10 protein-coding genes and 1 pseudogene are annotated in these 12,068 nt (G+C 35.1%); 6 read left to right on the forward strand and 5 right to left on the reverse strand.

Translation table 11 applies throughout. The features are described from left to right. Window positions 1–267: 267 nt before the first annotated feature. From CBF36_RS11690 to CBF36_RS11715, 6 genes and pseudogenes are all read left to right on the forward strand, one after another. On the forward strand, window positions 268–3,675 hold the full coding sequence (locus tag CBF36_RS11690; RefSeq protein ID WP_125958556.1) for a SpaA isopeptide-forming pilin-related protein: 3,408 nt from the start codon (window positions 268–270) through the stop codon (window positions 3,673–3,675). After that, a complete protein-coding gene (locus CBF36_RS11695) occupies window positions 3,675–4,394 on the forward strand; it encodes a pilin N-terminal domain-containing protein (protein ID WP_125958557.1) in 720 nt (239 codons plus the stop codon). The genes CBF36_RS11690 and CBF36_RS11695 overlap by 1 nt, the downstream gene beginning before the upstream one ends. A gap of 93 nt (window positions 4,395–4,487) precedes the next feature. After that, the gene (locus tag CBF36_RS11700; RefSeq protein ID WP_125958558.1) at window positions 4,488–6,002 is read left to right on the forward strand and encodes a SpaH/EbpB family LPXTG-anchored major pilin; all 1,515 of its coding nucleotides are present in this window, start codon (window positions 4,488–4,490) and stop codon (window positions 6,000–6,002) included. Window positions 6,003–6,098: 96 nt separating this feature from the next. Next, on the forward strand, window positions 6,099–7,322 hold the full coding sequence (locus tag CBF36_RS11705) for a class C sortase (RefSeq protein WP_125958559.1): 1,224 nt from the start codon (window positions 6,099–6,101) through the stop codon (window positions 7,320–7,322). A 44-nt stretch (window positions 7,323–7,366) separates the two neighbouring features. Beyond that, a complete protein-coding gene (locus CBF36_RS11710; protein WP_125958560.1) occupies window positions 7,367–8,512 on the forward strand; it encodes a class C sortase in 1,146 nt (381 codons plus the stop codon). 311 nt (window positions 8,513–8,823) lie between these two features. Then, a pseudogene (locus CBF36_RS11715) lies at window positions 8,824–9,782 on the forward strand (IS30 family transposase). Window positions 9,783–10,054: 272 nt separating this feature from the next. Here the strand turns inward: CBF36_RS11715 and CBF36_RS11720 are convergent. Genes CBF36_RS11720 through amaP form a run of 5 tightly spaced genes read right to left on the reverse strand, consistent with a single transcriptional unit; the run spans window position 10,055 to window position 11,868 of the window. Further along, a complete protein-coding gene (locus tag CBF36_RS11720) occupies window positions 10,055–10,249 on the reverse strand; it encodes a CsbD family protein (RefSeq protein WP_125958561.1) in 195 nt (64 codons plus the stop codon). Window positions 10,250–10,278: 29 nt separating this feature from the next. After that, entirely contained in the window at window positions 10,279–10,524 is a 246-nt protein-coding gene (locus CBF36_RS11725) for a GlsB/YeaQ/YmgE family stress response membrane protein (protein WP_125958562.1), read from the reverse strand. 28 nt (window positions 10,525–10,552) lie between these two features. Beyond that, window positions 10,553–11,083: an Asp23/Gls24 family envelope stress response protein gene (locus CBF36_RS11730; protein WP_125958563.1), complete on the reverse strand. Its 531-nt coding sequence runs from the start codon at window positions 11,081–11,083 to the stop codon at window positions 10,553–10,555. Window positions 11,084–11,117: 34 nt separating this feature from the next. Beyond that, window positions 11,118–11,294 carry a DUF2273 domain-containing protein gene (locus tag CBF36_RS11735; protein WP_125958564.1) on the reverse strand — a complete coding sequence of 59 codons (177 nt, stop codon included), beginning with the start codon at window positions 11,292–11,294 and terminating at the stop codon, window positions 11,118–11,120. 13 nt (window positions 11,295–11,307) lie between these two features. Continuing rightward, window positions 11,308–11,868: an alkaline shock response membrane anchor protein AmaP gene (gene amaP / locus CBF36_RS11740; protein WP_135024353.1), complete on the reverse strand. Its 561-nt coding sequence runs from the start codon at window positions 11,866–11,868 to the stop codon at window positions 11,308–11,310. Between the last annotated feature and the right edge of the window lie 200 nt (window positions 11,869–12,068).

A 12,068-nucleotide genomic window follows, 5' to 3' on the forward strand; every position in this document is an offset into this window, starting at 1 on the left:
TAGTCACTTTAACCATAGCAGAAAGGGGTTCTTTTTTCATCACTTAACGGGTGAAGATGAAAAAGTAATTGTAAGCTGCCGTGAGGCAGTTTCACATGGTTTTAATTAAAAGTATGAATTATTCAGGATTGAGTATATTTTTAAATATTTTTAGTTAAATTTGTTTTTTCAGTGAAAGCATTAATTTTATAAAATTAAGAACAAAAAATAAAGAAGCAATGATAAAATCTTTGAGTATTTTATCATTGTTTTAGTAGGGGGGAAAGGATGAAAAAAACATACATTTGGGGTATCTTAGCAGTATTTGTTTTAAATATTCTTTTGCCAATGTTGAACGTTCATTCCGTATTTGCGCGAGAGCAGAACACGTCAATTCAAACAATCGTTAAAACCGACCATTTATCTGTTAATGTTAAGCCGACCGTTTCTGAAAATCAAATTCAGTGGCAGGTGGATTATGAGCGTACTGCTCAACCAGACGGCAATTTTCAACGGATGAAATTGCGACTCTTGGCAAACGGAAAAGTAAGTTCATTTCCAAATCAGAACAGTTGGGAAGCATTGGATGACAATTGGTTTGGGGAAAGCAAATTCGCAAAAGAGGGCAAAGGAAGTTTGTCCTTTGTAACGGATACAACCACAGAGAAGTTACAATTAGAAGTACAGCTAGACCAAGCAGATTCAGCCGAAGGGAAAAAGGAAACGGTTGTTCAAAATGTATTAGAAAGTAAATATCAAGGACCGTTCGATCTAAGAATACCAGTATCTGAAAACAAAGAGAACAATACCAATAATACTACGGACACTCAATCATCGAGTGATTCTCAATCTACTAGTTCTCAAGTTGATAATAAAAAAGATACATCTGCTGAAGATTCAGCGACAGATACATCATCTAAAGCCTACAACGATCAACCGATTATTCTAAGTAATTATTCGCAATCTGCGGCCGTTTTGTTAGCAGATGGGCAACGAATATATCGTGATTTATTTGACTATACAAATGATGCACAGGGCACGTACCCTACACATGGGACAAATAATTATCTTGACAATACTTCCAGCCAGTACATTGATAATTTTAATTATGGAAGTAATAGCACACACAGTCCTGCAAATAATCCATCGAATAATCAAGGATATACAGGAGTTTCAGATATATTAGGAAATGCACTCAACTTTAATGAAGGTTACCATTTTTATCAGAATGGAAACAATTCCAATTCAGGTGTATACACAAAGAAAACCGTAGCACCAACAACTGACCCTAACACATTTAATGTACAAGTTGATGTTGTGGGGGGAGCATCTGCGGTTGTTACGCCTATCGATATTGCATTTGTAGTGGATAGATCGGGTAGCATGCAAACACCCACCAATGTCCAAAAACCAAATTCCACCGCGTGGTGGCCTCAATATTACACTCGTTTTGAGCTACTAAGAAACGCTATGGATACATTCGCTTCCAACTTACTTGATAGTAGTGGAAATGTTCGAATTGGGTTGGCTTCTTTCCAATCGAATTCAAGTGGTTCTTCTCCTTTTGCTGCTATTTCAAAATTTGGCTCTTCTGGTTTTACTAGTGATAAGAATACGCTGATGAGGCATGCCATATTGACGGAGACACCAATTGGGGGGACACCGACTTATCTTGGAGTAGAAGCGGGTATAAAATTATTAACAGATCCAACTTATGGCGCACGTTCTAATGCCAAAAAAGTGCTGATTGTTTTGACTGATGGAGTACCAACCTATTGGCCAGTTTTCAGCAATGGTAAGTATGCAGATATCAACGATGGAGCAAGCAAAGATACTAGTAGTAGTACTTATGATAGATATACTGGAACAGGAGGCAAGTATTCCGGAAACGGCTCTGAAAATAATGTTCAGAGTGCTACGTATACTAGTACGTCTTCAGGAATCAATCAGTTTTTGAATTCAGTAGATGCGACTGGTCAATTGAAAGATAAGTATGCAATCGCATTCGGCTTTTCTGGTGACACCAATGTTAAAAAAATGTTAGCGAACATTGGAACGTTCTCTAATGCAAGTGATGCCGGTACAATATCTACCATATTGGAAAACATCAGAAGAAACATTTTAAACTATAATTCTTATATTGATGATGGACAGTTAAGTGACCCAATGAGTGAATTTGTAAATGTGGTGGACGGAAAAACTTCTGTTTCAGCTATACAATTACTTACGAATAATGGCTTGAAGTCACTGAAAATAACGCCATCAAGCGATGAAGACAACTACCCTGCCTATGCTGCAAATATTAAAGGTGGGTGGGATTCAAGTTCGAACAGTTTTTCCTTTACCAATATGAACTTAGGATCAGCTGATGGAATTGTTCAAAATGGATTTCGACTGAATTACCAAGTTCAACTGAAAGAACAGTATCGAGATGGAAAGTTCTATCCAACGAATGGGCCCACTTATGCAAATGGGCGAGCATATGAACAATCATTAGGTTTTGCAATCCCTTCTGTAAGAAGTGAAACCCTATCAATCGGTGTTGCAAAGATATGGGATGGGGATAGTTCCTACACTGATTTACGAAAAGATGTCACCTTCCAACTTCAACAAAAAGTTGGCAATTCAGGATCTTGGACGGATGTAACCGGGCAATCGATTACTATTCCTTTTAATGCATCGGGTGATGCATTAAAAGGGACATTTTCAGGATTGCCTGCTGTCTCAATTACTCAGAATGCCGATGGCAGTGTGAATTATCAAAAGGTGTTTTACCATGTGGTTGAAAAAAATAGGATTCCAGGGTATAAAGCTCCTGTGGTAACGCAAGATAGTGGCGTTAGTATTGATTCAACAAATAAAAATGTGACGGTTACTAATTCATTAATGACAACCGATGTTGACTTTACAAAAGTTGATGAAGCAGGCAAAGCATTGAATGGTGCAGAGTTTACACTGTATCGAAAAGTCGGTGGGAATCCTGTGGAAATGCAAAGAATAAACAACCCAACAAATGGCAAGTTTCACTTCGCAAGTTTACCAATTGGGGACTATGTTCTGAAGGAGACACAGACGCCAACTGGCTTTGCAACTAGAGATGATGTTGCATTCACGGTTCAAGATAGCTCTTCTGGAAAGCCAACGATAAATGTCACAACAGGTTCATTGGATGATGATTCATCTAGTGATGGCAATCAAATCGTGAATCATTTGCTTCCGTTTTCTTTATCCATATTAAAACAGGATACACAGTCCAAACAAACAATTGCAGGTGTAACGTTCTCTCTTAGTGAAAAGGGAACAAATAAAGAAGTATCCACTTTGGCAACAGATGCCAATGGAATGGGTCAGTTTTTTGATTCAAACAACAATCCTCTCAAGTTAGTAACAGGTAAAACATATGTTATCAAAGAGACTAAGGGGCAAGATGGTTATGTTTTGGACAATCGAACAATTGAGGTGACAGTAAATGCTAATGGTGCAATTACAGTTACTCGAGATGGTCAAAACTACTCAGATTACTCGAATAAGGATCAAGTGATAAAAGTAACCATCAACAATCAGAAAAAAGGGTTATTACCTTCAACGGGTGGAAAAGGTCGTAGCATTTTTGTCATTTTTGCATTCGCTTGCTTCGTATTAGCGATAGCGATAAGTGGCGTGTACTTCTATCGGAATCGGAAGGGGGCACGCTGATGAAACGGATGATAAAAATGATGATGTTCTTTTTATCTGCATGTTCAATGCTGATGATTCAATGTGTTTACGCAAATGAGGTGTCAGATGAAGTTTTTACAGTTACGATTCATAAACGATTATTTGATCAACCTATTCGTTTTCTGATTCAAAATACTGGTCAGGAAGTAGATATTGGTGGGACACCATTAGCAGGGGCTGAATTTCAAGTTTATGATGTAACAGAGAGATACCATAACTTGCTGAAAAAGAACAGTTCGTTAAAAGCAATGCAAGAAATACAAGAAGAATATACCCAATCAGTTCCTACACAGTCACTTGAAAAAAAGACGACTGATACGGATGGCATTGCGGTTTTCCACAATCTAGTAGAGAAACAAACGAATCAACAAGCAGCTTATGTATTTGTTGAAACGGCTACACCAGCCAATATTACAATGACTCAAAAGGCAGCACCAATTGTATTAGTCACACCAATTTTTTTACTGGATGCCAATGGTGAGCAGACCAATACTAAATTATCAAACGTTCACATATATCCTAAAAATATAGGATATGTCCCGAATAAACCTGACAAGCCTATACCGCCTGATAATCCTAAAAAACCTAGTAAGCCAGTCTTGCCAATGACTGGCCAGGCAAAATCGTTTTTAAGCTTATTGGGAATTGCCATCATTCTAGCTGTAGTTTGGATCTGGCGAAAGAAAACAAAAAAGTAACGTGGATCGACTAGTGTAAATATTGAGCGAATTAAAAAACGCGTCAGTGATTTATCTAGTAAAAATAAAAAAAGAATAACAGGAGGAATACAGATGAAAAAAGTTTTAAAGGGGTTACTTACGGCATTATTCACACTGCCATTATTAACAGGAGGGTTTGGTGCAACTCTTGTAAAAGCAGATGATACTGCCAATAAGGCAGCAGATCAAAATGCTAGTCCTGCTCAAACGGTAAACATTGATTTGCATAAATTAGTATTTAACAATGGTGAAGCACCGACAACACCATTAGCAAATGATGGTTTAACAAAACCTGAATTTGCGAACACTTCCGTTCCATTGAATGGTGCAGAGTTTACAATGTATGATGTGACAGCAAAATATAATCAATTATTAGCAGCAGGAAAGTCTGCCAAAGAAGCAGTTGCTGCTATTCAACAACAAGATGGTGTTGATGGAAATAAAGTAACAACTGTTACAACAGCAGGTCAAGGGGTTGCCCATTTTGCAGACGTTCCTCTTAGTAACAATGGTGCATTTGCTGCGTATTTGTTTGTTGAAACAAAAGTTCCAAGTGGTGTAACGGACAAAGCAACGCCATTAGTCATTGCAATGCCCGTTTATAATTCAGATGTAGCCTTTATGAAAGGCAACACAGCTGGTGGCAATGATTTAAGTACGATTAACTTATACCCTAAAAATGAAGCAAACGAATTAGTGAAAAAAGAAAAGGATGACCAAGTTCTTAGCTATACTGTTGGCGAAAAAGTTGGGTATAAAGTGACAGTGAATGTTCCTGCGGATGCAACAAAGACTTTTCAAGTAACGGATAAACCAAGTGTTGGTTTACAAGTTTTACTAGATGACACGTTTGTTGTAAAATCTGATGGAGTTGCATTAGCATCAGGTACTGATTATACAGTAGTAAAAAATGCTGATAATGGTGGCTATACCTTTAACTTAGTGACGTCATCAAATTGGATTGGGAAACAAATTACGATTGATTACAACATGGAAGTCACTTCTCAGGCAGTAACGGATAGTGGTTTAGTCAATAATGTTTCAGTTGATACAGATACGAAAAAAGATCAAAAACCAGCTCAACCGACACCAAATATCTTTACTGGTGGGTATAATTTCGTGAAAAAGGATGGCAATTCAAGTACACCATTAGTTGGTGTTGAATTCCAAGTGAAAGACAAAAATGGTAACGTATTGTCGTTTATAAAAAATGCAAACAACGAATGGGTTATTGCAGATTCAACAGCTACGGGTGCATCTGCAACAATTTCGACACAAACAGATGGTAAATTAGCTATTAATGGATTAAAAACTGGTGATTATACATTGGTTGAAACAAAAACATTAGATGGCTATGTTTTACCAGCAAATCCTAACACTGCATTTAAAGTGGTAACAAACGAAGCTGGTGCAGGAACGTATACAGCAACTAAGGGTGATGCTGCTGGAGTAGTTACGAACGTGAAGAAAGGGATCTTACCTTCAACAGGTGGTACTGGAATTTATGCTTTCTTAACAATTGGAGCTGCTTTGATGATTGGTGCCATTGTTTGGTACAAAAAATCGAAAGATTCTGCAGAAGTATAGAATTTAAAGTATACTAATAGCAAAGAATAGAGAACTTTGGTTGGTTACGAAACTAGTAACCACCATAGTTCTTTCTTATTGAAAGGAGCCAGTAAAATGAGCAAAAGAAAGCTCTCAAAAGAAGATAAAATCAATTTTTTTCTAAAATTTTTGATGGTTTTTCTTTTTGTATTAGGTGCGAGTATTTTCTTTTATCCATTTGTTGCAGACTCTTTGAACAATTACATAGATCAACAACGAATTAGTTATTACATAGATCAAACGGAAAAGGAAAATCAAGAAAAAGTAAAGAAAAGGGAATCGAAGCTAGCTCAAAAAAATCAAGAGATAGCACAATCTATTAATGTTCCTGGGATGACAGATGTGAAAGATCCATTCGCGTTAATCAATGATAAAGCGAATCAACCGACAAAGGCATATTATCAAAAGCACAGTATAGGTGCCATTTTTATTCCTGCGATTGAAGTAAGTTTGCCTTTGTTTGATACGACAAATGATACCCTTTTAGCGGAGGGAGCCACAGTGTTACAAGGCTCTTCTTATCCTATTGGTGGTGAGAGCACTCACTCGGTTATTACAGGTCATACTGGGCTACCAGATAAAACTATTTTTACCAATTTAACGGAGTTAAAGCGAGGGGAAATGATTTATCTCCATGTTCTAGGAAAGAAATTGGCGTATAAGATTCAATCGTTTAAAGTCGTAAAACCGGATGAATTGGATGATTTAAAGATTATTCCTGGAAAAGACCTGATTACATTGGTTACCTGTACGCCTTATATGATTAACACTGATCGCTTACTAGTCACAGCATATCGATCAGCCTACCCAAGTGATGTTGACAAGAAAATCAGTGAAATTCAAACGTATCATCGATTAAAATTCATGTTCACATTGATAGGTGTGTCAACATTTTTTGCACTTTTCTTTGTTTGGTTGACTCGAAAGATTTTGGCATTGCTTGCTACAAAGCGGAGCTACCAAGTTGGGTTTTACTTAGAAAAAAATGGCGTAGCTTTAAAGAATCAACAAGTGACTTTAGTATATGGTTGGCCCAAACGAACTTTGAAAAAAGATCAAACAATTATCGAAGCAGTAAGTGATGAGACTGGCAAAGTGGCATTCTCATCACTACCAGGTAGAAGCTATCGCGTATTAATCAAGGAAGATTCAAACCGTTGGCCAAAAATTCGCATGCGTGTAAAGAAATTAAAGGATTGTCATTTAGTTGTTTGCGTAGCGAAGCGCTATCGAACAATTGAAACATCAGAGGGAGGAAGAGTCTCATTAAAAATCGTCCACATTCAAGCAAAAAAATAAAAAAAACGTCCTCGGCATTTCAGCGCTTTGTCCGAAAAGTTCTTGTGTTATTGGTGTTTGTTCTAGGAATTTTATTATTTCTCTATCCATTCTATATTAATGCATTAAATCATTTTTTAGATCAACAGCGAATGGCTATGCTGCAAGCGGAGACGAAAAGTGACAATGAACAACGTCAAAAGGAGCTGGAAAAGAAAAATAAACAAATTTCTGAACAAGGTTTGATGCCAAATAGTGTGGACTTTGGAACAAAGGGAACAGCGGTGACGGACACGTATTACAAAAAACACGTTATTGGAAAAATTAGTATACCCAGTATTCATATTGAACTCCCTTTGTTTGATGAAACCAATGATTCGTTGCTACAATTAGGTGCAACAGTCGTACAAGGGACTTCTTATCCAACGGGCGAAAAAAATACGCATACTGTGATTGCGGCACATAGCGGGTTACCCAATCGAGAACTATTCACCAACTTAGAAGATGTAAAAGTTGGCAATCAGTTTGTTCTTACCGTACTTGGCAATAAGTATGCTTATGAAGTTGAGCGAATCAAGGTTGTTTTGCCGGATGACACTAGCTCCATAAAAATTGAGCCGGATAAGAACTTAGTAACTTTGTTAACTTGTACGCCTTATATGATTAATACACATCGGCTTCTTGTTACTGGACATCGCATTCCTTATACAGACAAAGTGGCAGCGACTGTCGAAAAGGGAAAAGAAGGAGCGAATCTCAAAGAGGCCCTTATTTTGGTTGGAACGACTTTGATTGTGTGCTTGATAGTCGTTGGTTTCGGTCGAATGATGTATGCCTATTTTCTTAGCAAAAAACGCATTTCATTGGCGATTCAAATCGTGAATCATGCAAATGAATCTTTGATTCATCAACGCATCCAATTGTATGATAAGAGAGGAAAAAAAGCGTTGAAAAGAAACGGAGCCTTTCTCGAGCAATTGACAACAGAAGAGGGGAAGGTATTGTTTCAAGATTTGCCAGGCGGCATCTACCAAATTCATCTTATTAATCAAAAAAGAAAGAAAAAGATTGGTAAAATGGGAGTAAAACAATTGCGACAAATGACGCCTAAACTTTATAAGATGTACGACCCGTATCAGCTTCTGTCCGAAGAAGATGGAGTCTTCCGAGTAATGGTCCCGTTCTTATCAGAGCATAAGAAAGAACAGTAATACGAATCTAAAAGAACAATCGTTGATAAAAGGCTAAGTGACCTTGTTTTTTCCCGAAAGACAACTAGAAAAAACTTCTGTAGGGTAAAGTACAATGAGCAGAAAAAGAATTAAGGGGCTCTTTGGAGCTATACTATAAAAGTGGACAGAAAATTGTGTGTTATAATCTGTCTATTAAGACACAAAAATGAAAGGACTTTTATGTCAGGTTTTAAACGCGCCGATTGTAAAATTAAGCTAGACAAATAAAAAAGTCATTTGTGCTACACTCAAGATAGTTCCCGCAAAAGAATTATAAGGAGTGAAGACAAATGACCTATACCCATCTTACATCAAATGAACTTGCAATGATAGAGGCGTATTATAATAATCATCAATCTGTAGCCAAAACCGCAGTACTATTGAATAGATCTAGACAAACGATTCATAAAGTTTACCAATTTTTCAAAACAGGGCACAATGCTCTAGATTATTTCAATCAATACAAGAAGAATAAAACTCGCTGTGGCAGACGTCCTATTGTCTTATCAGATGAACAAACAGAATATATTCAAAAGAGGGTTGTTCAAGGTTGGACACCTGATGTGATTGTTGGCCGTGCAGAGTTTTCTATTTCTTGTTCTATGCGTACACTTTATCGTATGTTTAAACAAGGCGTATTTGAAGTGACTCACCTACCTATGAAAGGAAAACGTAAAGCCAACGGACACAAAGAAACTCGGGGAAAACAATCTTTTCGTCGATCACTTCGTGACAGAGGAAATGATTATTCTAAATTCAATCAAGAATTTGGCCACCTTGAAGGTGACACTATTGTTGGAAAACATCATAAAAGTGCTGTTATTACACTTGTTGAACGATTATCAAAAGTGATTATTACATTAAAACCTAAAGGTAGACACGCGATTGATATTGAAACGCGCTTAAATAGCTGGTTGAAATCAATTCCTAATCATCTGTTTAAATCTATTACATTTGATTGTGGTAAAGAGTTCTCTAATTGGAAATCCATCAGTAACTCAAATGATATTGATATCTATTTTGCTGATCCTGGAACACCTTCACAACGAGCATTATATGAAAATTCAAATGGTTTATTACATAAAGATGGTTTACATAAAAGAATGATTTCAAAGAAGTTGATGAAACTTTTATTCAAGCTATTACGCCAAAAAGAAACAATATACCTAGAAAATCATTAAACAACAAAACGCCATTGGAAGTATTTTTGAGTTATGTTGAAAATGATATTTTGTCTAGCTTAATTTGACAAATGAAATTATTAAAAAAGCATCTACTAATTGAGTAATTTTGAAGATTTCTCAATACAGTATAAAAAAACTATATAATCCATATATTCTGTATTCTCACCATCAAATAATTTGATATATTTTATGCTAATGAGAGAGAGAAAAATATAAGAATAATTAAGATATATGCTTATGTGTATACAAAAAAATGTCCTCTTAAGCTAAATTTTACTTAAGAGAACATTTTTTATTTATGTAGTATAAAAATTGTGGGATATTTTAATTAGATTTATTATTTATTTAATTTATCTTTTGTTTCGTCAATAAAATCTTCGGCTTTTTCTTTAATATCTGAAGTCACTTCTTTTGTTTTACCAATAGCTTGATCTAAGATACCTTCAGCTTTTTGTTTATCATCACCACGTAAATCACCGACAGTCTCTTTTGTTTTACCTTTTATTTTGTCCGTATATCCTTTATCTGTCATAAAAATTCTCCTTCTCTATATTTATTTTGTTAGCTTTTTTTACCAGTAAATAATGACACGACAGCCACAACAATAACTGCTCCAAGGATGGATGGAATAAGTGCCATTCCAGCTAAAGATGGTCCAAATGAACCAAATAAAGATTGGCCAATTGAAGAACCAATTAAACCAGCAATAATATTAGCAATCCATCCCATAGATTTTCCTTTACTTGTTATAGCACCCGCTATAGCTCCGATAACTCCACCTATTATTAATGACCAAATGAAACCCATATATATCACTCCTCATCTAAAAATATTATTATTCTACTCTGGGCTCAGTTGCTTCTTTTACTTTAGTTGCTCCTTTAGAAGACACTTTTTTGACTTTGTCAGTTTGATCAGAAACGATGTCTGAAACTTCACTTGTAGCGCCACTCAACTTGTCCTGAACAGTAACACTGTCTTCTTCGTATTGTTCTTTTGTTTTAATATCTACGACATTAACATTTACTTCTATAACTTCTAGACTCGTCATATGCTTTACTTCTTTTTCAATCACTCGTTTGATGTCTTCGTATATTTTTGAAATATCTACGCCATATTCTGCAACGATATCTAAATCAACAGCAACTTCTTTTTTTCCTACTTCAACATCAATTCCTGAAGTTACATCATTATTATTAACAATCTTATCTGCTAAATTTGAAAAAAATCCACCATTAATTGTTAACAGACCAGGAATAGTTTCCAATGAAATACCAACGATTTTTTGAATAACTTTGTCTTCAAATGTTAATTCACCTTTTAACTCTGATTTTTTTACTTCTACTTGTGTTCCTTTGTTTTCCATGATTGATTCCTCCAATTTATTTATTGTTATTTTTTTATTTCTTCAAAAAATTATTTTTTTGAAGGTAGTAACCGATACAAGCACCTAGTAACGTTAAAATAATAAGGATAATTGTTTTAAAAAAACCTAAACTAAAAAATGATATAGCTAAACCGAGGCCAATAAGAGCTCCCAAAATAGGAAACCTATATTTTTTTATGAAATCTTCCATTTTCTTATCCTCCTTAAATAACACGTGAGTTATTAGCTTTTTTATTTGAAACTTGTTTTATTTCAACTGATACCTGTTTGGAGTCAGTTATTCCAAGAAAGATTGATAATTCTTGTTTTATTCGAAGAGATAATTCATTTATTTTATCAAGTAAATTGGTTTCATTATTAGAACAACTTCCTGAAATAAAAATTTTAATTCTATTTTTTTTCATTGTGACAGACACTTTTGAATTTTTTAACCATGGCTCTTGAGTCAAAATAGTAGATACAAATTGTTCAACAGCATTTTTCTTAATAGAAAGACTGCCTTTAGATTTAGAAAAATAGATTTCTGTTTTATTTCTAGGATATAAGAGAATAAAAAAGAATAAAATTATTAAGAATATGATTACTAGAATACTTCCCCAAAATAGATAAAACGGAATATAAGAACCCACAAAAGGATAATTTTCCATTTTAATAAGTTCAAAAGAAAAATTTGCCAAATATTGATTTTGTATAACATTAGTAAATAAAAGTGGAATTAATAATAATATACTTATCAAAATTAACACTTTTTTATAACGGTACATATCAGAACTCCTTTCTAACTGTTTATAATAACATTTTATTGTATATATAATTTAAAGTCAAAAAGAAAGCGTTGGTTGCGTCAAGAATTATGTGTAAATGGAAAAAACCATTCTGTCGGTTAAGTTAAAACATTGATTCTAATGTATCTTGTATTTCTTTAAAACCTTTATGAATCCGACACAAAAATTTCTGATTATAG

The organism is Vagococcus bubulae (assembly GCF_003950315.1).
Lineage (GTDB): Bacteria > Bacillota > Bacilli > Lactobacillales > Vagococcaceae > Vagococcus > Vagococcus bubulae.

Coding starts and splice junctions, on each gene's coding strand:
- CBF36_RS11720 (WP_125958561.1), bottom strand. CDS start 10,249: ATGACAGATAAAGGATATACGGACAAAATAAAAGGTAAAACAAAAGAG.
- CBF36_RS11730 (WP_125958563.1), bottom strand. CDS start 11,083: ATGGAAAACAAAGGAACACAAGTAGAAGTAAAAAAATCAGAGTTAAAA.
- CBF36_RS11705 (WP_125958559.1), top strand. CDS start 6,099: ATGAGCAAAAGAAAGCTCTCAAAAGAAGATAAAATCAATTTTTTTCTA.
- CBF36_RS11700 (WP_125958558.1), top strand. CDS start 4,488: ATGAAAAAAGTTTTAAAGGGGTTACTTACGGCATTATTCACACTGCCA.
- amaP (WP_135024353.1), bottom strand. CDS start 11,868: ATGTACCGTTATAAAAAAGTGTTAATTTTGATAAGTATATTATTATTA.
- CBF36_RS11690 (WP_125958556.1), top strand. CDS start 268: ATGAAAAAAACATACATTTGGGGTATCTTAGCAGTATTTGTTTTAAAT.
- CBF36_RS11695 (WP_125958557.1), top strand. CDS start 3,675: ATGAAACGGATGATAAAAATGATGATGTTCTTTTTATCTGCATGTTCA.
- CBF36_RS11735 (WP_125958564.1), bottom strand. CDS start 11,294: ATGGAAGATTTCATAAAAAAATATAGGTTTCCTATTTTGGGAGCTCTT.
- CBF36_RS11725 (WP_125958562.1), bottom strand. CDS start 10,524: ATGGGTTTCATTTGGTCATTAATAATAGGTGGAGTTATCGGAGCTATA.